Genomic DNA, 22,774 nt, shown 5'->3' on the forward strand with positions numbered 1-22,774 from the left:
CTCAATCATGAATATCGACGAGATCGAGAAGTTTCTCCGCGAGACCCGCAATGCCAACGGCCCCAGTCCGCTTCAGGATGCCCAGGTCAACGAGGTGATCGATCGGGTGTGGGCGTCGCAACGCTATCCCGACGACGGCGGTCCACGTGCGAATCCGAGCTGCGATCCTGAAGATTATGCGGACTACGGATTTTCCATCTTCCCCGCCCAGGGCGATCTGATCTATCTGCTGTGCCGTGCGATACGCGCGACCCGGGTGGTGGAGTTCGCGACCTCGGTCGGACTCTCGACGCTCTATTTCGCAGCGGCGCTGCGCGACAACGGCGGCGGCACGGTGATCGGTTCGGAACTGGTTCATTCGAAGGTCGTCACCGCCAGACGTCACCTTGCCGAAGCCGGCCTTGCGTACTACGCCGAGATTCGCGAAGGCGATGGCCGCGAGACGCTCAAGGATCTTGGCGGCCCGGTTGATTTCGCGTTGATCGACGGCTGGCCGTCAGGATCGGGACCGTCGCTCGCGCGCCAGGTCATCGAGGTCGTGGCGCCGCAGATCCGCATAGGCGGCTTCCTGATGAACGACAACGGCGAGTCCGACTATGTCGACTTTGTCCGCGATCCGGCCAACGGCTTCGTGTCGATGAACGTGCCGATCAAAGGCGGTACGTTGCTGTCCGTCAAGGTGTTTTGAGTCGAGCCGAGGTGGGGCGGTCAGGACGCAACGTGCCTGATTTTCTTCGCCCGCAACGGCGGCGCTTCAGGACGCTCGAACGCCTCGACCAGATAGTCGATGAACACCCGCACCCGCATCGGTATTCGCCGGCCCGCCGGATAGACGAGATGGACCGGTAACCGCTCGGGTTGCAGTTCCGGCATCAGGACCTGCACCTCGCCGGAACGGATCTCATTGGCCAGCAGCCAGAACGGCGCCTGAGCAACGCCCAGACCGCACAGCACCGCCGCGCGAATATGTTCGGCGTCGCCGGTCAACACCGAACCGTGCGGCACGTAAGAGACCGTTTCCTGCCCGACCTTGAACGACCAGGGGCGGCGCTCACGGCCTTTCGCAAAGACGATGCAGGCGTGCCGGTCCAGTTCGGCAAGACGGGTCGGCACACCGCGCGCCGCCAGATAGCCAGGGCTTGCAGCCAGGATGAAATCGGTCTCGGACAATTTGCGCGCGGTGAGCGAGGAGTCCACCAGTTGCCCATGACGGATCGCGAGATCGACACCTTCTCCCACCATGTCGACCTGCCGCTCCGAGACCGACAGTTCGACCGCGACATCGGGATAGCGTCGCAAGAATTCGGGGAGCAGCGGCGTCACCCAAAGCCGACCGTGCGCCGGCGCGGTATTGATGCGGATCACGCCGCGTGGCGACTGCTGCCGCTCGCCTACGGAAGACTCCAGTGCGTCGAAGTCGTCCACCAGTTGCTTGGCCGACTCGTAGAAGGTTTGCCCCGTTTCCGTGATCACGACCTGGCGCGAGGTACGCAACACGAGCTGCGCGCCCAGGTGCCGCTCCAGAGCCACGATCTGCTTGCTGACGGCAGGCTGTCCAATCCCCGCCTCGCGTCCCACGGCAGAGAAACTGCCGCATTCGACAAGGCGCACAAACAGGCGAATCGCATCCAACCGGTCCATAGAGGCTCGCAGCATCAATTCCAGAGTGGAATGGATGGTATGTCCTGAAGCGGCGTTTCGGCAATGGATGAAGTTGCCTATCGTACGGGCTGCGCAATCACCGATACCGAAACCGAAGGAGCTGAATGATGAAAGCGATTTGTGTGACGCCTGAGCGCGAGCTGGAAGTTCGCGACATCCCGACCCCGCACGAGCCAGCGCCGGGCCATGTGCTGGTCGACATGGCGGCCTCGGCGATCAACCATGGCGACAGGACGTTCCTGAGAATGCCGAGGGCGGCGGGCAACCCGCTGGCGCTCGGTCAGTACGACGTGTGGGGCGCGTCGGGAGCGGGCCGGGTGGTCGCGGTGGGGGCGGGCGTCCCCGCGGACTATGCGGGCAGACAGGTGGCGATTTACCGCTCGCTTGCCAGAAGTCCCGAGAGTGTTGGGCTGTGGTGCGAGCGGGCGCATGTACCCTACACGAGTTGCCTGATTCTGCCGGAGCAGGTGGATGCGAGGGACTATTGCGGCTCGCTCGTCAACGTGATGACGGCCTATGCCTTTCTCGAAGAGATCGCTGAAGCCGGCCATAAAGGAGTGATCGTCACGGCCGGAAATTCGGCGACGGGACATGCTCTCGCCGCACTCGCGCGCCAACGCAACGTACCGGCGATTTTCCTCGTGCGCAACGAGGCGGCGCGCGAGGCGCTCTGTGCTTTGGGCGTAGAACATGTACTCGTGACAGACGAGGGTTTCACCGACACGCTCGGCGCGTTGGCCGCCGACCTGGGGACGACGGCGGTATTCGAGGGCGTGGGCGGCGAGCTGCTGGGAAAGATCGCCCCCAGCCTGCCGATGAACTCGACCGTCTATATCTACGGCTTTCTGGCGGGAAGCACGCCGATCTCCATCCCGTCCGTGCTCTTCATGATGAAGAACCTGACCATGAGGCGCTTCAGCAATTTCGAAACCAGGACGGTGAAGGAGCCGGCGCAGCTCGTGGCCGCGCTAAGAGTACTGGAAGGCGTGATCGACGATCCGATGTTTACGACGCGCATCGGCAAGACGTTCGGTTACGAGCAGATCGAAGCGGCCATGGTTTACGGGCCGCCTGACGGGACCAAGGCCGTCCTCGTCGCCTGAGTGCGGCGCCATCATCCCGACGCTTCCTTCTTGATAGACTTGCGATATCAGAAAGAACACGGGAAAACGCGTGAGCCTCGAGGAATACTACAGGCGCCTGGAACTGCCGGGCACGGCCTCAGCCGCCGACGTTAAACGCGCCTACCGGCGGCTGAGGGCGAAGTACCACCCGGACCGCAACAAGGGGCGCGAGACCAGCGTCGAGCCGGCGTTCAAGCGCATCCAGGAGGCGTTCGAGATCCTGACCGGCAAGCGCAAGCCGCCGGTCTTCGAGCCGGCGGCGTCGCGCGACGAGCGCGAGCACGAGGCGCGCTCGCGCGAGCAACGCAGCGGGCCGCGCATGCGCGGTGCGAACTGTCTCGTCGAACTGTTTGTGCCGCTCGAAGCGGCCATTCACGGCGGCGCGGTCGAAGTGAGCTACGCGGTGAACGGGCCATGCCGTCAATGTCAGGAACGCGCCACGGAGTGCACGCGCTGTTACGGCAGCGGCCAGTCGCTGTCGGGCGCGCGCTGCAGTGCGTGTGCGGGAACGGGGCGTCCGCTGGCCGGCGACGGGTGCCCGATCTGTCTCGGCTCGGGTATCGCGACCTACCGCAAGTCGGAGACCGTCATGGTTCCGGCCGGGGCGTGGGACGGTCAGCGTCTGGTCGTCGAAGGCGGCGGCCATCCCGGGGCGAATGGCGGTCCGTTCGGCGACGCGATCTTCTCGGTCGCGATTGTGTGCGGCGCGGGGTTTCGTCGCAACGGGCTGAATCTCGCCTGTGAGATTCAGGTCGATTTCGTCACGGCGACGCTTGGCGGCAGCTTCGAAGCGCAGATCCTGGGCCGTGCGCAGCAAGTGTCGATTCCGCCGAATGCGCACCCGGGCAGCACGATCCGTTTGTCCCGCCATGGGCTCACGGACCGCAACGGCTTGCGGGGCGACCTGACGCTGCAACTGGTGCTGGCGATGCCGGTTGCGGTGTCGCATTTGAGCGGCGACGAGCGGGAGCGGCTGCGCGCGATGTTTGCGGATGCGCAGCGGCGCGCCGTGCAGGAGAGCTAGCCGTCGGCGTGCTGCAGGTGCAGGCAAGTCGTGACTAAACACACACCGCATCACGGCCGCGAGGCTAACCATCCTGATCGGGCATCGAACATGTTGATTGCTTTCGCAGGACTGCCGGGCACCGGCAAGACTACGGTCGCGCGAGCGCTTGCTCGCCGGCTCGCTGCGGTGTATTTGCGCGTCGATACGCTGGAGCAGGCCTTCCTCGCGTCAGGGAGCAGCGGGGCCGATATCGGACCCGCCGGTTATCTGGCCGCGTATGCCGTTGCGGCCGACAATCTCCGTCTTGGGCTGACTGTCGTCGCGGACTCGGTCAACGCGTTGGAGATCACGCGCAGCGCCTGGCGAAACGTGGCGCGTGAGGCAGGTGCGCGGATCGTCGAGATTGATTTGATCTGTTCCGATGCAACGGCGCATCGTCAGCGAGTAGAAGGGCGGGGGGCCGATATCCCTGGCCACACGCTGCCGACATGGCAGAGCGTGCTCGAACGTCAATATGATCCGTGGGAATCGCAGCATCTCGTCGTGGACACCGGCAAGGTGTCGGTCGAGCAGGCCGTTGAAACGATTATCCGCGGGTTGTCGGTCTGATCTCCTGCGCTGGCTCGGTCGAATGCTTTGGCGTACGTAAGGATTCGTTTCTCTCGGGCACGCCTGAATCACACCGGTACCTTAGCGATCGCTTTGAACCAGCGCCTCGTCGGCGCATTGAAGCAGTCCCCTGATCAGATGCGCGCGCGGCGATCCGCGATGCCACACCACCCCGAAGCGGCGCGGCTCCGTTTTGACGGGCAACGTCAGCTTCGCGACCTCAAGCCCCGCGGTCAGCGGCGAGACGATATCGGGCACCAGCGACACACCGAGACCGCGATCGACCATCATGGCGATCGCCATCAGCGAATTCAGCTCGAACAATTCACGCGGGGCGATGCGCGCCGCCCGCAGGTAAGCATCCGCCTGTTTGCCGCCGCCGAGCGAGCGGTCGTAGCGGATGAACGGCTCGCGCCGCAGCAGTTCATGGGGATCGTCTGCGGCGAAGCGGGCAGGCGACAGCACTACCAGCGGCTCTTCCCGCAGCAGATGCCAGTCGTAGGCCTTCGGCAACGTGAACGCCGGGTGCAGGCAAACTGCGACATCGAGCTCGCCGCGCAGCAGCGTTTCGTAGAGTTCCATCGAGGTGCCGGCGCGAATCAGAACCTTTACCTGCGAAAACACCGCGGCAAAGCGCGCGAGCACATCCGGCATCAGGCTCAGCAAAGCCGTGGTGATGGTGCCGATACGCAATTCGCCGGCCGCTTCCCCCTTCAGCGCAAACGCCTTGAGGTCGGAAAACTCGCGAACCAGGCCGCGCGCCCGCTCGATCACGCGATGCCCCGCTTCAGTCGGAATGACCGTGCGCCCCGCCCGCACCAGCAGCGGTACGCCCAATTCCCGTTCTAGCGCCTGGACCTGCTGCGCGACGGCCGCCGCCGTCACGCCGACGCGGCGGGCCGCTTCGGCCATCGAGCCGCTGTCGACCACCAGCAGCAGATTGGCGAGGAATTCGATGTCCATAAAAGATAGATTTGCTATGGTTTGAAGATAGGTGCGAATAGTTTATCTAAATCTCACTCGCACGTAGACTGGTTTCAGGTAATCAGAACCAGGATTTGGAGACATGAGAAGCAAGCTGTTCGTGCCGGCGTCGCGGCCGGAGCTGTTCGCCAAGGCGCTCGCGAGCGCGGCGGACGCGTTGTCGTTCGATCTCGAAGATGCGGTCGCCGCCGAACGCAAGCCGCAGGCGCGGCTCGCTTTGCGTGAGCTGCTGCTGTCCGACGCCGTGGCCGATACCGGCAAGGTGCTGATCGTTCGCGTCAACGCGCTCGATACGCCGCATTTCGCGGCCGATCTCAACGCGGTTGTGCGCCCCGGTCTCGACCTCATCAATCTGCCGAAGCCCTCGAGCGTGGACGATGTCCGCGTCGCCGCCGCGGCCCTCGAGCGCGCCGAGCAGGCCAACGGCGTGACCACGCCGATCCGGCTGCTGCTCAATATCGAATCGCCCAAAGCCTTCCGCCATGCCGCGGAACTGGCCGGGGCGCATCCGCGGGTAGCCGGCCTGCAACTCGGCCTCGGCGATCTGTTCGAACCGCTCGGCATGGCGCGGCGCGATCTCTCGGCAATCCGTCAGGCGATGTTCGCGCTGCGGATCGCGGCAGGGGAAGCGGGTGTGTTCGCCTACGACTCCGCGTTCGCCAATATCAAGGACGAAGCCGGTTTTCGCGAGGAAGCAGAAATGGCGCGCGCCATGGGTTTTCTCGGCAAGAGCTGCATTCATCCGAGCCAGGTCGCGCTGGCCAACGAAGTGTTTCGTCCGTCGGACGACGAGATCGCGCACGCGGTGCGCGTCGTCGAAGCCGCGCGTGACGCCGACGAGAAGGGCGTGGGGGCCTATGTGGTCGACGGCAGGATGATCGACCCGCCGTTTGTCGAGCGGGCCCGGGTGCTGGTGGGCCAGGCGCGGCAAATGGGACTGCTCACCAGCGCCCAGCATGCCGCGCTCGATGCCGGACGCTGAAGCGCGCTTCGTTTCGCACTTCGTTTCGCGCCTCATTCCGGGCTTCATTCGCACATCACCCCACAGTTCACACGCCACACACTGGATCAATACGGAGACTCTCATGGAACGCTCGCCGCAGTCAGTGCGCTCCGACGCAACCGGCCCGCTCGCAGGCGTACGCGTGCTCGACCTGAGCGCCTACATCGCCGGCCCCTATGGATGCACGCTACTCGGCGACCAGGGCGCCGACGTCATCAAGATCGAACCGCCCTCGGGCGATAACCTGCGCAAATATCCGTCGACGCTCGAAGCCGAAAGCCGCGCGTTTCTCGGCATCAACCGCGGCAAGCGCGGCCTCGCGCTCGACCTGAAGCAACCCGAAGCGCTCGCGGTGCTGCTGCGCCTCGTCGAACAGGCGGACGTGCTGGTGCACAACTTCCGTCCGAGCGTGCCGGCCCGGCTCGGCATCGCCTACGAGCAACTGCGCGAAGTCAATCCGCGCCTGATCTATTGCGCGGTGACCGGCTACGGCGACACGGGGCCCAACAAGGACAAGGCCGGCTACGACCAGGTGCTGCAAACCATGACCGGCATGTGCGCGATGCAGGGCAAACACGGCGGGCCGCCGGAGATACTGTACGGCTCGGTGGTCGATTATTACGCGGCGGCGCTGGTGGCGGCGGGGGTGTCGTCGGCGCTGTTCGAGCGCGAGCGCACGGGGGCCGGGCAGTATGTCGGCGTGTCGTTGTTGCGCAGCGCGCTGACCATGCAGTCCGCGCGGATGATCTGGGCCGACGGCGAGCCGAAAGAGATCGGCCGCGACATGCGCTCGGGCGGCATCACCGGCATTCATCCGACGCGCGCAGGTTATCTCTACATCTCGGCCAACACGCCGCATTTCTGGCAGGCGCTGTGCGAGAAGACCGGACTGGATGCGCTCGCGCAGAACGAGCGCTATGACAGCGTGCGCAAACGCGCGCTGCATTGCGATGAGATCATTCCGCAACTCCACGCGGCGCTGCAGGCACGGACGGCGTTCGAATGGGAAGCGCATTTCGGCGATGCGGTGCCGTGCGCGGCCGCGCGCAGCGTCGAAGACATGTTCGACGACGCGCAAGTGCTCGCCGAGGACATGGTGAGCACCTTCGAGTATCCTGGGGTGGGCCGCTATCGCGGCTTCAGGCAGCCGATCCGCTTCGGCGCGACGCCTGCGCCTTTGCCGGCCGCGGCGCCGGGGTTCGGCCAGCATTCCGATGCGGTCCTGAAGGATGCGGGCCTGACGGACGCGCAGATCGAGGCGTTGCGTGCGCAACGCGCGGTGCTGTGACGGTGGCGTGTTGACGCTATAAGCCGACGGACGAAGTAGCCGGCATAGAGAAAAAAACGGAGACGATCGATGGACACTCGAGACGAGGCCAACAAAGTGGACGGTGTGGACGGCGTGAACGGTTCGACCCGTGCGCACGCGGCTGACGGCAAGCGCCCACGCATCGCCGCGCCCGCGGGCGCGTGCAATGCGCACATGCATATCTACGACCGGCGCTTTCTCGCTGCCGGCGATGGCGCGGGCTTCGTCGAAGGCGCCACGGTCGACGACTATCGTGCGGTTCAGACGCGTCTCGGCACCCAGCGCACGGTGATCGTCACGCCGCGCACTTACGTGACCGACAATCGCGTGACGCTCGATGCGATCCGGCAACTTGGCGCCGGGCATGCGCGCGGGGTCGCCGTCCTGCGGCCCGACGTCACCGACACCGAACTCGCCGCGCTGCACGCAGGCGGCATCCGCGGTATTCGCTTCACGTTGTACACCCCGGAGCACGCCGTGGTCAGCTTCGCGATGGTCGAGCCGCTCGCGCGCCGCGCCGCCGAACTGGGCTGGCATGTTCAACTGCACTGGACAGCGGCGCAGATCGTCGAGCATCGAGCCATGCTGGCGCGCCTGCCGTCGTCGCTCGTCTTCGATCATCTGGCGCGGCTGCCGTTGCCCGCCGCCAGCGCCGATCCCGCCTTCAACGTGGTACGCGGGCTGGCCGACAACGGCCGGGTGTGGGTCAAGCTGTCGGGCCCGTATCTGGATTCGGCGGTCGGTCTCGAAGGCGGCTATACGGATGTGACGCCGACGGCCCGCGCATGGATCGCCGCGTTGCCGGAGCGGGTCGTATGGGGCAGCGACTGGCCGCACACCACGGAAACGCGCAAGCCCGACGACGCGGACCTGTTCGATCTGCTGGCCGACTGGACCGATGACGACCTCGTGCGGCGCCGCATCCTCGTCGACAACGCGGCGCAACTGTACGGCTTCGCGGCCTGAGCGAACGGCTGCGGCGCCGGCATGGGTCACGAATAACCAGCCACGCGTCACAAGCCAAAAAACGGACACAAAAAAACCCATTGCAACCCTCACGCGCAGCGAACGCGTGGGCCACAACGAATCTCAGGAGACCGGACTACATGAAACCCAACACCGCGGCCACGCCGGTACGCAGACCGAGCTTTACCGAAGCGACGATCCGCCTGTTCGAGCGGACCATTCCCGACCCGTTCGTCCTCGCGATCCTGATCACGGTCCTGGTGGCCGCGATCTCGGCGGTGTTCGCGCCGCATGCGTCGGTGGGGCGGCTGGTCGGCGGCTGGTACAAGGGATTCTTCGATATCCTGACCTTCGCGTTTCAGATCACGCTGGTGCTCGTCACCGGCCACGCCTTCGCTCACGCGCCGCCCGTGCAGCGCGTCTTCAAGGCGCTGGTGTCGCTCGCGCGCACGCCGGCGCAGGCCGCCACCTTGACCTTCGTGCTGGTGGCCGTCGCATCGTTTTGCAACTGGGGACTCGGCCTCGTGGTGAGCGCCTTGCTCGCGCGCGAAGTGGCCAAGCGCATGCGCGTCGATTTCGCCTGGATCGTCGCGGCCGGTTTCTCGGGATGGGTGGTGTGGGCAAGCGGCATTTCGAGTTCGATTGCACTCGCACAATCGACGCCCGGCAGTTCCATGAACGTTGTGCAGAAGCTGACCGGCCAGGTGCTGCCGTTCAGCGCGACGGTGTTCACGCGTTTCAATCTGGTGCCGACCCTGGTGATGCTGGTCGCAATGCCGTTCGTGTTCGCGCTGCTCAAGCCGAACGATGCGGATGCGGTCGTGCTGGATACGGAAAAGCACCCCGACGCGCCCGTGCGTGAAAAGCCGCAGGGCAAGCTGAGCTTTGCGCGCTGGATCGAGTATTCGTGGTTGGGCAGCGCGTTTATCGGCGTGGCGGGCGTGGCGTTTTTCGTGCTGGCCTATGCGCAGCACCTGGCCTTCTCGGGCGTCAACGCGGTGATCTTCGTCATGTTCATTGCGGGCGTGATCCTGCACGGCTATCCGCTGGCCTATGCGGATGCCGTCAAGAACGCCGCAAAGCAGACCGGTTCGATGATGCTGCAGTACCCGCTGTACGGCGGCATCATGGGCATGATGGATGCGACCGGACTGCCCGATGTGATCTCGCACTTCTTCATTGCGATTTCGAATGCCCACACGCTGCCGTTCTGGAGCTATGTGTGTTCGCTGATCGTCACGTTCTTTATCCCGAGCGGCGGCGGGCACTGGGCCGTGCAGGGTCCGTTCGTGGTGCCGGCGGCGCTGGCCTTGCACGCGCCGGTGCCGGCCACGACGATGGCCGTCGCGATGGGCGAGCAGGTGTCGAACATGATGCAGCCGTTCTGGGCGGCGCCGGTGGTGGCGATGGCCGGAATCGGCGTGCAGCGCGTACTCGGCTTTACGGTGATGACGTTCGTAGTCGGCGCCATCGTGTACGGCGCAGCGTTGTTGCTGCTGGTCTGACGCGCACGATTGATCCATATAGAGAGATGAGGAGACCCAGGCAGATGAAATCAGCCGCGCATCACAGCACCGTATCCACGCCAGGCGGCGGCACCCAGGCAGCGCCATTGCCGGCGCACACCTTCAGGGACCGCTGGTGGGCGATTTTCGACCGGCGTGTCGGGGCGTTGCCCGTGCCGGTGTATCTGCTGCTGATTGCCGTGCTCGGCGCGATGACCCTCAAGGGCAAACTGGCTTCGGACCTGCCGACCGGCATCGCACTCGTCGCGGTCGGCGGTTTTACCTGCGCGGAACTGGCGAAGCGCATTCCGTGGATTCGCCACATCGGCGCAACCTCGATCTTCGCGGCCTTCATTCCGTCGATGCTGGTGTACTACAAGCTGATGCCGCTGCCCATCGTGAAGGCGGTGACGGACTTTACGAACCGCTCGAACTTCCTGTACCTGTTCATCGCGGCGATCATCGTCGGCAGTGTGCTCAGCATGGATCGGCAGACGCTGATCAAAGGCTTCGTGCGCATCTTCATTCCGGTGGCGAGCGGCTCGGTGGTGGCGGCGCTGGTCGGCACGGCTGTGGGCGGCGCGCTGGGACTCGGCTTCAAGCACGCGCTCTTTTTCGTCGTGGTGCCGATCATGGCGGGCGGCGTCGGCGAGGGTGCGCTGCCGCTCTCGGCGGGCTATGCCCAGATCATGGGCGTCGCGCAAGGGCCGCTGTTCGCTCAGGTGTTGTCGGCGGTGATGCTCGGCAATATCGCCGCGATCTGCTGTGCGGGCCTGCTGAGCTATCTCGGCGGCCGCCGGCCAAAGTGGACCGGCCACGGGCGGCTGACCGTGGCGGAAGCGGACGACGAGGCCGTGCAACCGGCGCCGCCGTCGTTCGAGTTCGACGTCAGTTCGGTTGCCGCAGCCGGAGCAACGGCGATCGCGTTATATCTGCTCGGCGTGCTGGCGCATCAATGGTTCGACTGGCCCGCACCGGTGGTGATGCTCGTGCTGGTGGTCGCCGCCCAGTTGTTCCAGGTGGTGTCGCCGCGCGTTCAGGGCGGTGCGCGCTTCATGTACGGGTTCTTTTCGAGCGCCGTCACCTATCCGCTGATGTTCGCCATCAGCGTCGCGATGACGCCCTGGGGCGAAATCGTCACCGCGTTCCACTGGGTGAATATCGTCACGGCGGTGTCGACGGTGCTGTCACTCGTCATGACGGGTTTTTTCGTCGGCAGGCTGGTGGGCATGTATCCGGTGGAAGCGGCGATCGTCAATGCGACGCATAGCGGCCTCGGCGGCACAGGCGACGTCGCGATCCTGACCGCCGCCAACCGGATGGAACTGATGCCGTTTGCACAGATCGCGACCCGCATCGGCGGCGCCATCACGGTGATGACGGCGCTGGCGGCGTTTGCGTTTCTGCGGTGAAGGCGGGCGGGTTTTGCGTTGTCGAATGGCTTGCCGCCCTTGCCGGAGGCCGAATTCCGGCTGCTGTGGGGCAAGGGCGATAAAACCCTGGCGGTGCAGGAGTTTGGCCGCCTCGTTCTGGATATGCCGGGTGAAGTGCCGTTCCGGTCGCCGCGCAAGGCAAGGCTGGCCTGACGCCGCTATCGAACATTCAATCGAAGCTTCGCTCCGCACCTTGCGATTGCCGGCGTATTTAAGTACGTTTTGTCTGCGGAATAATTTCCGGCTCGCTCGCAGCGATTGTCCAGCCCCGAAACGCTCAAGTCATGAGGGACGTATGTCTGAAGGCATGTTCGACCCGTCGGTACTCACAATTCCAGGCATCGATAAAGAGCGGCTGATCGCATCGATGGTGCGCATCCTCCCCAGAACGATTCTGGTCATCGACATCGCCTCCAGCAGCGAGGAGGCCCAGGCGCTTGCTCGCAACGAAGCCTTGCCCGACGGCTCGGAATGCTGGTATCGCTTCTTTACCGCAGAGGATATGGAAAAGATCGACGATCCGGTCTTCGCCATGGGCATGGTGCGCTACGAATTCGCGCAACTGGTGCGACGCAATGCGGTGTGGCCGGCCCGCATCGAGCTGGACGGCGGGGGTAGCGGCTTCGCGATTTCGCGCGATGGCTATGTGCTGACGAACTACCACCTGGTGACCTCCGAGGTGGCGAACCATCAGCGAGAGGACGGTGTGGAGGGTGTCGAAACGCCCTGCAAAACACTGCGGGCACAGATCGCGAACCGCGGCGCGAATGGCGAGTGGGAGTGGCGGGACGCGCAAGGTGTCTGGCTGGTATCGAACCCGCCCACGGCGCGCGCGGTGCGCAAGACGGGCCCGCATAGCGCCGAGTTACGCGAGGACACCGCCTTGCTTCGTATCGAGCCTGCGCCTCAGGCGTGGCTGGAACTCAGCGACCGGATCATGCCGCCGGGCGCCCCGGTATGGATGGCCGGCTTTCCGCTGCGTAGCGCACGCCACGAGCAGAAGCTGAGCGAGCTGAACTATACGGACGCTGACGGTTCGCTGCGGGTCTCCAGCGGCAAGGTCACGGCCGTCGAAGAGACCGATTACTTTACGACGGACCTCGACGGCTCGATGGGCAACAGCGGTTCGCCGGTGTTCGATGCGGACGGCCAGGTGGTGGGGATGTTTTCGCGTGCGACCGGAGACGGTCCGCGCAATGCCTTCGAATACGGTTATACCCCGCGCGTTCATGTGACGGCGAAGCTCGCCGCCAGCGGTCTGAAGCTTGCTGCGGTGCTGGATCAAGGCATCACGGGCAGCGAGGACGCCTCGATGCCCGTTAGCAACCTCAGACCTTAACGACCGAGGCCTGATAAATCTCGTCGATGCCCTCGGCCAGCGTCGCGTCGAACTCGCTATCGCTCATCGATACCTTGAGATCGTTGATCAAGGCCCGCGAGAAGCTGGCGATCATGCCGTGATTGGCAGCGAGCCGCCGGCAGGCATCGGTGCGCGTGTAGCCGCCTGAAAGCGCCACGACGCGTACGACGCGCGGATGATCGATCAGCGGACGATAAAAATCCGCCACATCGGGGATGGTCAGCTTGAGCATCACGCGGCTGCTGTCCGGCAGGGCGTCGAGTCCTTTGAGCAGCTCGGCGCGCAAGGTGGCCTCAGCGCCGGCCTTGTCCGGACTCTTGATCGACACCTCGGGTTCGAGGATCGGCACGAGGCCATGTGCGCCGATCTGCGCACCCAGCGCGAATTGTTGCTTCGCGATGGCCGCAATACCTTCCGGCGAATTCAGCTTGATGACCGAGCGCATCTTGGTGCCGAAGATGCCCAGCTTGACCGCCCGCGCGAGCAGGTCGTCGAGGCCGGGTATCGGCTTCATCAGCTGCACGCCGTCGGCTTCGTTTTCCAGTCCCTTGTCGACCTTCAGGAAGGGCACCACGCCGCGGTCTTCCCACAGGAAGGACGGCACCGGCTTACCCTCGGCCTGGCCGTCCATGGTGGCTTCGAACAGAATGGCGCCGATCACCTTGTCGCCGGTGAAGGCGGGCGCAGTGATGATGCGCACGCGCATCTCATGGATCAGTTTGAACATCTCGGCGTCGCCGTTGTAGGCGTCTTCCGGGATGCCGTAGAGCTTCAGGGCGCCAGGCGTCGAGCCGCCGCTCTGGTCCAGGGCCGCAAAAAAGCCCGGTTTTTCACTTACTTGTGCCAGCATCTTGTCATTTGCCACGGACATCTCCCTCGTTCGAAAACCGTATGCCGGACCAAAGCCTGTCTGGTCTGGGCCCAATGCGTTCAATCGTTCAATACGCCAAGTGTACTGCGACGAAAGCCGCGGGCGAATTGGGGTGCGACGGCGTCTATTGATGATCGCTTCGATCCGTGACAATTCAGAACGTTCAATGACTGTGCCGCTCGCCGGCCGGCGCGGGGCCTGGCCTTGTCTGCCGGCTCAGCATCAGGGTGACGATGGCGGATACCGCCAGGGTGGCGGCGACCACATACAGCCCGGCCGAATAACTGCCGGTGAGGTTCTTCAGCCAGCCGATCACGAACGGCCCGACGAAGCCGCCGAGATTGCCGACCGAGTTGATCATGGCAATGCCCGCCGCCGCGCCCGCGCCGGACAGAAACACGCTCGGCATGGCCCATAACGGTGCTTTCGCGGCGCTGATGCCAATATTCACCACGACCAGCGCGAGAATCACCATCAAGGCCGTGCTGGCCCCGCCGACCAGCACGAAACCCAGGCACGCCAGCACACACGGCAGCACCACGTGCCACGTGCGTTCCTCTGTGCGGTCCGAGTGCCTGGCCCACAGGACCATCGCGATCACGGCGAGCACACCCGGAATGCCGGCGATGAGGCCCGTCTCAAACGAGCCGAAACCGTATTGACGGATGATCAGCGGAGCCCACAAGCCGAGCGTGTACAGACCCGCCGAGGTGCCGAAGTAAATCAGCGCGAGCGCCAGCACCCGTGGGTCGCGCAAGGCGCCGAGCGCGCCGGCCGTATGACCCGCGTGCGACGCCCGGGCGTCGGCTTCGGTCTTCAGCTTCGCCATCAACCACGCGCGTTCCTCGGCCTGCAGCCAGTGCGCCTTCGACGGCGAGTCCGTCATGTACTTCAGGACCACGAAGCCAAGCAGGATGGCCGGTATGGCTTCAAGGATGTACAGCATTTGCCAGTCGGCGAGGCCTGCGAGCGGCGGGAGTTTCATGATCGCGCCGGAGAGGGGCGAGCCGATTGCCGTCGAGATGGGCGCCGCCGCCATGAACCAGGCCGCCGCCACGGCGCGCTGACGGACCGGGAACCACAGGCTCAGGTACAGGATGATGCCGGGAAAGAAGCCGGCCTCCGCGACACCGAGCACGAAGCGCAGCGCGTAGAAGCTGGTTGGCCCGACCACGAAAGCCGAGGCCGCCGAGACGATGCCCCACGTCACCATGACCCGTGCGATCCACAGGCGTGCGCCGACGCGATGAAGAATCAGGTTCGACGGCACCTCGAACAGGAAGTAGCCGATGAAGAACAGGCCGCCGCCGAGGCCGAACGCCGTCGGCGACAGGCCGATGGCCTTGTTCATCGTTATCGCGGCGAATCCCACGTTGACGCGGTCCAGGAAACTGACGAAATACAGCAGCATGACAAACGGAATGATCCGTAGCATGAGCTTGCGGGAAACCCGGGCTTCGAGATCGGCAATCATTGTCTCCTCCATGGAGGCGTGAGCAGTGCGCTATGACAGGCGGGATGCGCGTAGGCGCAGTCCGCTTGCCTGCTGCCCGATAGGTGCTGCTGACGGACGAGTTCGCGCGGCCGCGTGGCGCGGCGGCGAGCTTGTCGTGTCGGTGGGTGCGGGACGGTCGGTCCGCGCGCTTCTTCGAGCGCGTCCACCGTGCGCACCGTGCGACGCGGTGGGCGCACGGTGCGGGGTCTGACCGTGTGCGGACGGCCTCGCGGGCTTAGGCGGCGTCCCCCAGCGGGACTGGCTGTGCTGCGTTGGCGTGGGGCGCGGCCGCTTTCTCGAGCAGCGCGCAGACCGCGGCCGTGACTTGCGCCGTGGTGGCCGTGCCGCCCAGATCGCGCGTGTGAAGCGAGGTGTCCGCCGTCACCGCTTCGACCGCTTGCATGACGCGCTTCGCCGCGTCGAATTCGCCGAGGTGCTCGAGCAGCATCACGACCGACCAGAACGTGCCGACCGGATTGGCGAGGCCCTTGCCCATGATGTCGAACGCCGAGCCGTGGATCGGCTCGAACATGGACGGATAGCGGCGCTCGGGATCGATGTTGCCGGTCGGCGCAATGCCGAGGCTGCCGGCGAGTGCGGCGGCCAGATCGCTGAGAATGTCCGCGTGCAGATTGGTGGCGACGATCGTGTCGAGCGTCGCGGGGCGATTGACCATGCGTGCAGTCGCCGCGTCCACCAGTTCCTTGTCCCATGTGACGTCCGGGAATTCCTTGGCGATTTCGACGGCGATCTCGTCCCACATCACCATCGCATGACGTTGCGCGTTGCTCTTGGTGATCACGGTCAGCAATTTGCGCGGACGGGATTGCGCGAGGCGGAACGCGAAGCGCATGATCCGCTCGACGCCGGCGCGCGTCAGGATCGACACGTCGGTGGCCGTTTCGATCGGATGCCCCTGGTGGACGCGGCCACCTACGCCCGAGTATTCGCCCTCGGAGTTTTCGCGGACGATCACCCAGTTCAGGTCTTCCGGCCGGCAGCGCTTGAGCGGCCCGTCGATGCCCGGCAGGATGCGGGTCGGCCGTACGTTGGCATATTGATCGAGGCCCTGGCAGATCTTCAGGCGCAAGCCCCACAGCGTGATGTGATCCGGAATGTCCGGGTCGCCTGCGGAGCCGAACAGGATGGCGTCCTTGTTACGGAGCGCGTCGAGACCGTCCGCGGGCATCATCACGCCGTGTTGGCGGTAGTAGTCGCCGCCCCAGTCGAAGTTCTCGAACTCGAAGGCGAACGACTTCGTGGTGTTCGCGAGGGCCTGCAACACTTGCGCGCCAGCCGGAACGACCTCCTTGCCGATGCCGTCGCCGGGAATGGTTGCGATGCGATAGGTCTTCATGTCTCCGTCCTTCTGGGTTTTAGGGGGTGTCGATGCGAATGAACTCTACCGCGCGCCGGACGCAAAAACCGGTGCTAAACTCAAAGCATCCTTAACTTCAATTCACAAGTGAAGGCCATGCGCGAAGCGGTCCTACCGTCTGACTTAAGCTTCTTTTCGACGCTCGCGGCGTCCGGCAGCCTGAGCGCCGCCGCGCGCGAACTGGGGCTGACGGCGGCGGCCATCAGCAAGCATCTGACGCAGATGGAGCGGCGCGCCGGCGTGGCGCTCGTCAACCGGACGACGCGGCGCATGACGCTCACGCCGGAGGGCGAGTTGTATCTGGAGCACGCGCGGCGGATTCTCGATGAGATCGACGAACTGGCCGGCTTGCTTGGCAGCGCGAAGCAAAGCCCCAAAGGCTTGTTGCGCGTCAACGCAACGCTGGGTTTCGGTCGCAGCCATGTCGCGCCGGCGATTTCGCGGTTTGTCGCGAAGTATCCGCAGGTGTCGGTGCAACTGCAGTTGTCGGTGACGCCGCCGCCGCTGACCGACGACGTGTTCGACGTCTGCATCCGGTTCGGCGAACCGCCGGACACGCGGGTGGTCGCCCGTCGTCTTGCCGCGAATCGCCGGGTGCTGTGTGCGGCGCCCGCGTATCTCGCGTCGCGCGGCTTGCCCGTCACGGCGCATGACCTGACCCGGCATAACTGCATCGGCATCCGGCAGGGCGATGAGGCGTATGGTGTCTGGCGCCTGACGTCGGGGCGGGGCGCGGCGCGCAAGACGGAGGCCGTGCGGATCAACGGCAGTCTGACGACCAACGATGGCGAGATCGCCGTGAAGTGGGCGCTCGAAGGGCACGGCATCCTGATGCGGGCCGAGTGGGACATCAAGCCGTACCTGGCCGAAGGCTCGCTGGTGCGGGTGCTGCCCGATCACGAGACGCCGAACGCCGATATCTTCGCGGTCTATTCGCAGCGGCACCAGATGTCTAACCGGATTCGTGCGTTCGTCGATTTCATTGCGCTCGATCTTGGCGGTGGGGTGGGGGGATTCACGTAGGCGATGGGGGGGCGCCCGGCCGCTTCCCCGCGTCGCGATCATGCACTCAAGGTTACGCATCAAACGGCTGCTACGCCGATGAAGTAGCGGGCAACGCCACTGTCAGCCGTACCGTATACTTCGCACCGCGTCATGGCGTGGGCGCATGACCGCCCTGATCGTGGAGATACCCACTGCTAACGAGGAGACAGTTGCATGGTACGTACGAGAGAACATACGGCAAAACGGTTTGGCACCATCCTCCTTGCCGCCGCATTCGCCATCGGACTCGCCGCTTGCGCAGCGTCCCCACCCGATCGCGCCGCTGCGCTGTCCGGCCCCATGTCGATCGCAAAGCAGGGGAGCTTCTTCATCGGCGGACACGACGTGCATTCCGATACGCTCTCGACGTTGCCGAACTACGCCGCGTCGGGCACCGTGACCGTCGACCAGATGTATGTGCATTACCAGATCCCCTCGGGTGCGAAGCCGTTGTCGCTCACGCTCGTCCATGGCTGCTGCCTGACGGGCATGACATGGGAGACGACGCCGGATGGGCGCATGGGTTGGGAGGAATACTTCGTCCGCAAAGGCTATCCGACCTACGTGATCGATCAGTCCGACCGCGGCCGTTCGGCGACCGACATCAGCGCGATCAATGCGGTGCGCAGCGGTAAGGTGCCCATCTCGCAGTTGCCAACTGTCTTTGCGGCGTCGCATGAATCGGCGTGGACCATTTTCCGTTTCGGACCGCAATATCCGCAGACCTTTCCCGGCGAGCAGTTTCCAGTCGATGCGCAGGCAAGCCTCTGGCAACAGATGGTGCCCGACTGGAGTCCGTCGCTGGGCACACCCAATCCAACCGTTCCGGCGCTCTCGCAACTTGCGATCCGCCTCGGCCATACGGTGCTGATCAGTCATTCGCAAGCAGGCATCTATCCGTTCCAGACCGCGGCGATCAGCACGCAGGGCATTGCCGGCATCGTGTCCATCGAGCCGGGGGAGTGTCCGTCCGCGACAGGCGATCTCACGCCCTACACCAGGCTGCCGATTCTCGTGCTGTTCGGCGACTACGTCGATCTGTCGCCGCGTTGGGCGCCGCGGCTCAAAGCGTGCCGCGCTTTCGTCGACGCCGTGGACCATGCCGGTGGGCGCGCGCAACTCGTGCTATTGCCGGACGAAGGGATTCACGGCAACACGCACATGATGATGCAGGACCGCAATAACCTCGACGTCGCGGACTGGATCCTTAGATGGATCGATACGCACGTGGGCGCTGCGGGGGCGTAGCGACATCGCAGATGATGTTTTTGGCCCGACGTGATGCGGTGTCGGGTTACACCGTTTCTTCCGCCTGATTCGCTGCGCGCTGATCGACGCGCGGCGCTGCAGTTTCCAACGATCGTCCTTCATACGAATGCCTCTGCTGTTCCGGTTTTCGGGTCATATTGGCAAGCGCTCCTGTTCATGCATTTGTCGTTTCAGCCGACCCTTATTATCGATCGATTAATTTGGAGTCCATATTGATTGATTAAAAATTCCGATCTGTATTTATGTCGGTAAATTTATCGGTAGTTAACGATTTTGGCCTTGTTTTTACGGGTAAACCTATTCGCATCCAGATCATGCGTGTGGTGCCGAACAGTGAGCCTATAGCGGGTCAACTACTGTGGATTTGCGTCGGTGTCAGACGGGGTGAATCCCATTTGTGTCAGGTCGTAGAGTTGCACGTGCTGCGCGCACGGATCCCATTCCGTCATATCCCAGTCTGTTCGACGACCGGCTTTCGAGGCCGGCTTGGGCAGTACATGGTTCTGCCGTACACGGTCGCGAAGATCCGGATTCTGTAGATAGGGGGACTTCGAACGACCTATTAAAACATGACTGTGAATGAGTGATTAGGAGTACGTTATGAAAAGCTATAAGAATGCATCAAACGCAATCGGAATGTGCAGGGTGGCGATTGCAACCGCCGTGACCTTATATGCGGGAATGGCTTGTGCCCAGTCGAATCTGGAGACGATGCACACTGCGCCAATGGGGAAAGGAGAGGTAAGTTCCTCGCGTCTGCTGCTGGCGCAGAATCCCACGCAAGATTGTCCTGAAACCGCGACGCTGGGTTGCCGAAAGGACTTGGGTGGTCCACAGGCCTTGATCGGCAGTGGGCAGGATGCGGAGGGGTTCGGTGGGACGGTTGGTCCGCAGAGTGCATTCGGCGCCAGCACCGCGCCGGGCGGCACCAACGGCGCGGCCGCGGGAAGCCAGGGGTCAGGGAGTGGCGGAGCCGGCGATACGGGGGCCGGCAGTGCGGGCAACGGTGGCAAAGGGAGTGGTGGTTCCGGCACTGGCGGGTCGGGAAGTCATGGTTCGGGTAGTGGGGCTGCGGGTGGCGGGTCCGGCAGCGGTGGTTCTGGCAGCGGCGGTTCTGGCAGCGGCGGTTCTGGCAGTGGTGGTTCTGGCAGTGGTGGTTCTGGCAGTGGTGGTTCTGGCAGTGGCGGGTCCGGCAGTGGTGGTTCGGGCAGTGGTGGTTCTGGCAGTGGTGGTTCTGGCAGTGGTGGTTCTGGCAGTGGTGGTTCTGGCAGTGGTGGTTCTGGCAGTGGTGGTTCTGGCAGTGGCGGGTCCGGCAACGGTGGTTCTGGCAGCGGTGGTTCGGGCAGTGGCTGTGCCGGCGACGGCGGACATGGCGACGGCGGACATGGCGACGGCGGTCACGGCGACGGCGGACATGGCGACGGCGGTCACGGCGACGGCGGACATGGCGACGGCGGCCACGGCGACGGCGGACATGGTGACGGCGGTCACGGCGACGGCGGACATGGTGACGGCGGTCACGGCGACGGCGGACATGGTGACGGCGGTCACGGCGACGGCGGTCACGGTGACAGCGGTCACGGCGACGGCGGTCACGGCGACGGCGGTCACGGTGACAGCGGTCACGGCGACAGCGGCCATGGAGAAGGCGGCCACGGCACCGGCGGCCATGGTAACGGCGGCGGCGGCCACGGCTCAGGCGGCTCCGGCTCCGGTGGCTCCGGCGGCGGTTGCGGTGGCGGCCATGGCGGCCACTAAGTCATCAAACGGGCTCTAGAACGCCCGGGCAAAGCAGAAGCATCTTCGCGTTACGTTGTCGCGAAGATGCTTCATTCCATACACGTTAGCTATCCGAAGTGCATCTAACGAAGACCCAATCCAGCGCGGATCAAACCGCAGAATTTACGCTGGACACGCCCGCGTATTTCTCATTCCCATCGGAGCCGGCTCAATACAGTCCGCGAGTTTAAGACGGACGCTCACATCGCGCGTCCCAGATCGATCAGATCGTCCCGAACAGCGCTCTCGGACGGTCCTTGAGCGTGCCCGTCAACAACCGTAACGCGCTGACCAGTTGATCGCGGCTCGTCGCGCACGCGAGGTTGATGCGCACGCCGTGTTCGATCTCGGAGCGGTCCACGGCAAACGCCGACGACGGCATCACCACCACGCCGCGCGCCTTCGCGTTGGCGGCGAAATCGTCGGCGCGCCATGGCGGCGGCAACTTCAGCCACACGAACATGCAGGCCGGGTCGGTCTGCAGCCATTCCTGCGGCAGCAGTTCACGCGCGAGGTCCTGGCGTGCGCGAATCTCGGCGAGCTGCGCATCCATGATATGGCGCGCGGTGCCGTCTTCGATCCAGATGGAAGCGATCAGCATCGACATCGGCGCCGGCATCCACGCGGTCGTGCGAACCGCCTCCGCACACAAGGCCGAGCTGTCCGGCGGACTCAGCAGATAGCCCAGCCGCAGGCCGGGTGCGAGAATCTTCGAGGTCGCGGCAATGTGGAACGTCAGCTCCGGACACAGGCTCGCGAGGGTCGGCAGGCGCTGCGACACGAGCGGCCCGTAGACATCGTCTTCGATAATCGCGACGCCATGCCGGCGCGCAATATCGACGAGCGCCATCCGGCGTTCGAGACTCATGGTCGTGACGGTCGGGTTCTGCAGATTCGGCACCGTGAAGATCGCCTTCACCGGCATGCGCCGGCAGGCACGCTCGACTTCGTCGGTCAGCAAGCCGTCGCGGTCGCTAGGAATGCCAACGATTTCAAACTGGAACACCGGCGCGAGCGCTTTCAGTCCGTAGTAGGTGAGTTGATCGGCAAGGATCACGCCGTCCGTGCCGATCAGGCTGTTCAGCACGGCATACAGGCCGTGCTGCGCGCCGCTCGTGACCACCACATGATCGATGGACGGCTCGAAACCCGGCGCGGCCATCCAGCGGGCGCCGGCGGCGCGCGCCCAGGCCGGTCCTTGCGGCGGCTGGTATTCCTGCAATTGCGCGTAGCGCGGATCGTGCGGCAAGTCCGCCAGCGTGCGCGCGAGACAGGTCAGAAATTCGCCGGTGGCGGGCCGGTTCACGGTCAGATCGATCAGCGCATTGCTCGCGGCCTGGGCGGGTTCGACGCTCGGCATAGCGCCGCCTGTCACCAGCGAACCACGCCGCTTGCTGCCGATCACCAGCCCGCGCAGTTGCAACTCCTTGTACGCACGCGAAACCGTCGACACATTGATGCCCAGCTCGGTAGCGAGTTGCCGCTGGGGCGGCAGGCGGCTTCCCGGCGGATACACGCCGCTGCGGATCTCATTCTCGATCGAACTGGACACCTCGACATACGTCGAGCGCTTCGCCTGGGCCGGCGCGCCGTTGGCGGCGCGGCCTGCGTGTTTGCCAGAAGCCATAAGAACGAATGTCTCCATACAAAACCAGCTTTGTCCGCGATTGTGCGGAGTTTGGGCGATTCTATACCACGTCTGCCCTGCTGTAACGTCTTCCAGCACGCCGCCACATGGCCCGGCGGCTACACCGCACGCACCTGCCTCAAACCATCCAGGGAAAATGCCAGGACCACACAATGCACGTTTTAATTGCACACAAAAAAATATTGTGTGATTCTAGGTGTCATGGTTTGTCTGGTGGCGGACGTATCGGGACGCCGCTGGACGATCTCCTGGAATCTGTCAGCCGGAGTTTTTCATGCGCTTTCCGCCGCCCCTCGAGCCACGTGGCACGCCGCAGACGGGGCATCCGT

The 22,774-nt window shown here is 64.4% G+C and carries 20 protein-coding genes; 14 read left to right on the forward strand and 6 right to left on the reverse strand.

What is annotated here, in order from left to right; all coding sequences use genetic code 11:
* Positions 1-7: 7 nt before the first annotated feature.
* The gene (locus P3T42_RS00970) at positions 8-688 is read left to right on the forward strand and encodes an O-methyltransferase (RefSeq protein WP_074299298.1); all 681 of its coding nucleotides are present in this window, start codon (positions 8-10) and stop codon (positions 686-688) included.
* Positions 689-708: 20 nt separating this feature from the next.
* On the opposite strand, the gene P3T42_RS00975 is transcribed toward P3T42_RS00970, so the two are convergent.
* The gene (locus P3T42_RS00975; RefSeq protein WP_429304908.1) at positions 709-1,656 is read right to left on the reverse strand and encodes a LysR substrate-binding domain-containing protein; all 948 of its coding nucleotides are present in this window, start codon (positions 1,654-1,656) and stop codon (positions 709-711) included.
* A gap of 110 nt (positions 1,657-1,766) precedes the next feature.
* Between P3T42_RS00975 and P3T42_RS00980 the strand changes: the two genes are divergently transcribed.
* From P3T42_RS00980 to P3T42_RS00990, 3 genes are all read left to right on the forward strand, one after another.
* Positions 1,767-2,765, forward strand: a complete 999-nt coding sequence (locus tag P3T42_RS00980) for a zinc-binding dehydrogenase (protein ID WP_429304909.1) — start codon at positions 1,767-1,769, stop codon at positions 2,763-2,765.
* A gap of 70 nt (positions 2,766-2,835) precedes the next feature.
* Positions 2,836-3,810 carry a DnaJ C-terminal domain-containing protein gene (locus P3T42_RS00985; RefSeq protein ID WP_074299292.1) on the forward strand — a complete coding sequence of 325 codons (975 nt, stop codon included), beginning with the start codon at positions 2,836-2,838 and terminating at the stop codon, positions 3,808-3,810.
* Between the two features lie 90 nt (positions 3,811-3,900).
* Positions 3,901-4,401 (forward strand): AAA family ATPase, encoded by a 501-nt coding sequence (locus P3T42_RS00990; protein WP_429304910.1) that lies wholly within the window; start codon positions 3,901-3,903, stop codon positions 4,399-4,401.
* Positions 4,402-4,482: 81 nt separating this feature from the next.
* On the opposite strand, the gene P3T42_RS00995 is transcribed toward P3T42_RS00990, so the two are convergent.
* Positions 4,483-5,364, reverse strand: a complete 882-nt coding sequence (locus P3T42_RS00995; protein ID WP_429304911.1) for a LysR substrate-binding domain-containing protein — start codon at positions 5,362-5,364, stop codon at positions 4,483-4,485.
* A 103-nt stretch (positions 5,365-5,467) separates the two neighbouring features.
* On the opposite strand from P3T42_RS00995, the gene P3T42_RS01000 reads away from it, so the two are divergent.
* The 7 genes from P3T42_RS01000 to P3T42_RS01030 all read left to right on the forward strand — a co-directional run bounded on the left by P3T42_RS01000 (position 5,468) and on the right by P3T42_RS01030 (position 12,940).
* Positions 5,468-6,367: an HpcH/HpaI aldolase/citrate lyase family protein gene (locus P3T42_RS01000; RefSeq protein ID WP_074299286.1), complete on the forward strand. Its 900-nt coding sequence runs from the start codon at positions 5,468-5,470 to the stop codon at positions 6,365-6,367.
* Positions 6,368-6,470: 103 nt separating this feature from the next.
* Positions 6,471-7,676, forward strand: a complete 1,206-nt coding sequence (locus tag P3T42_RS01005) for a CaiB/BaiF CoA transferase family protein (protein WP_429304912.1) — start codon at positions 6,471-6,473, stop codon at positions 7,674-7,676.
* A 195-nt stretch (positions 7,677-7,871) separates the two neighbouring features.
* Positions 7,872-8,663, forward strand: a complete 792-nt coding sequence (locus P3T42_RS01010; protein WP_429305244.1) for an amidohydrolase family protein — start codon at positions 7,872-7,874, stop codon at positions 8,661-8,663.
* 140 nt (positions 8,664-8,803) lie between these two features.
* Complete coding sequence (locus P3T42_RS01015) at positions 8,804-10,168, forward strand: short-chain fatty acid transporter (protein ID WP_429304913.1); 1,365 nt, start codon at positions 8,804-8,806, stop codon at positions 10,166-10,168.
* Positions 10,169-10,212: 44 nt separating this feature from the next.
* Positions 10,213-11,580, forward strand: coding sequence for a 2-hydroxycarboxylate transporter family protein (locus P3T42_RS01020; RefSeq protein ID WP_429304914.1), 1,368 nt, complete (start codon positions 10,213-10,215; stop codon positions 11,578-11,580).
* A gap of 39 nt (positions 11,581-11,619) precedes the next feature.
* Entirely contained in the window at positions 11,620-11,754 is a 135-nt protein-coding gene (locus tag P3T42_RS01025; RefSeq protein ID WP_429304915.1) for a hypothetical protein, read from the forward strand.
* A 142-nt stretch (positions 11,755-11,896) separates the two neighbouring features.
* Positions 11,897-12,940: a S1 family peptidase gene (locus P3T42_RS01030; protein ID WP_429304916.1), complete on the forward strand. Its 1,044-nt coding sequence runs from the start codon at positions 11,897-11,899 to the stop codon at positions 12,938-12,940.
* Here the strand turns inward: P3T42_RS01030 and P3T42_RS01035 are convergent.
* From P3T42_RS01035 to P3T42_RS01045, 3 genes are all read right to left on the reverse strand, one after another.
* Positions 12,930-13,826 carry a fructose bisphosphate aldolase gene (locus P3T42_RS01035; protein ID WP_429305245.1) on the reverse strand — a complete coding sequence of 299 codons (897 nt, stop codon included), beginning with the start codon at positions 13,824-13,826 and terminating at the stop codon, positions 12,930-12,932. The two genes, P3T42_RS01030 and P3T42_RS01035, sit on opposite strands and share 11 nt — an antisense overlap.
* Positions 13,827-13,995: 169 nt before the next feature.
* Positions 13,996-15,306: an MFS transporter gene (locus P3T42_RS01040; RefSeq protein ID WP_429304917.1), complete on the reverse strand. Its 1,311-nt coding sequence runs from the start codon at positions 15,304-15,306 to the stop codon at positions 13,996-13,998.
* Positions 15,307-15,562: 256 nt separating this feature from the next.
* On the reverse strand, positions 15,563-16,684 hold the full coding sequence (locus tag P3T42_RS01045) for a tartrate dehydrogenase (protein WP_074299276.1): 1,122 nt from the start codon (positions 16,682-16,684) through the stop codon (positions 15,563-15,565).
* A 117-nt stretch (positions 16,685-16,801) separates the two neighbouring features.
* Between P3T42_RS01045 and P3T42_RS01050 the strand changes: the two genes are divergently transcribed.
* From P3T42_RS01050 to P3T42_RS01060, 3 genes are all read left to right on the forward strand, one after another.
* The gene (locus P3T42_RS01050; protein ID WP_429304918.1) at positions 16,802-17,728 is read left to right on the forward strand and encodes a LysR substrate-binding domain-containing protein; all 927 of its coding nucleotides are present in this window, start codon (positions 16,802-16,804) and stop codon (positions 17,726-17,728) included.
* A 195-nt stretch (positions 17,729-17,923) separates the two neighbouring features.
* Positions 17,924-18,997, forward strand: a complete 1,074-nt coding sequence (locus P3T42_RS01055; RefSeq protein ID WP_429304919.1) for an esterase — start codon at positions 17,924-17,926, stop codon at positions 18,995-18,997.
* Positions 18,998-20,069: 1,072 nt separating this feature from the next.
* Positions 20,070-20,795 (forward strand): hypothetical protein, encoded by a 726-nt coding sequence (locus tag P3T42_RS01060; protein WP_429304920.1) that lies wholly within the window; start codon positions 20,070-20,072, stop codon positions 20,793-20,795.
* Between the two features lie 225 nt (positions 20,796-21,020).
* Here P3T42_RS01060 and P3T42_RS01065 read toward each other — a convergent pair whose 3' ends face one another.
* On the reverse strand, positions 21,021-22,424 hold the full coding sequence (locus P3T42_RS01065; RefSeq protein WP_429304921.1) for a PLP-dependent aminotransferase family protein: 1,404 nt from the start codon (positions 22,422-22,424) through the stop codon (positions 21,021-21,023).
* Positions 22,425-22,774: the final 350 nt, after the last annotated feature.

The organism is Paraburkholderia sp. GAS38, assembly GCF_050434965.1.
Classification (GTDB): Bacteria; Pseudomonadota; Gammaproteobacteria; order Burkholderiales; family Burkholderiaceae; genus Paraburkholderia; species Paraburkholderia phenazinium_A.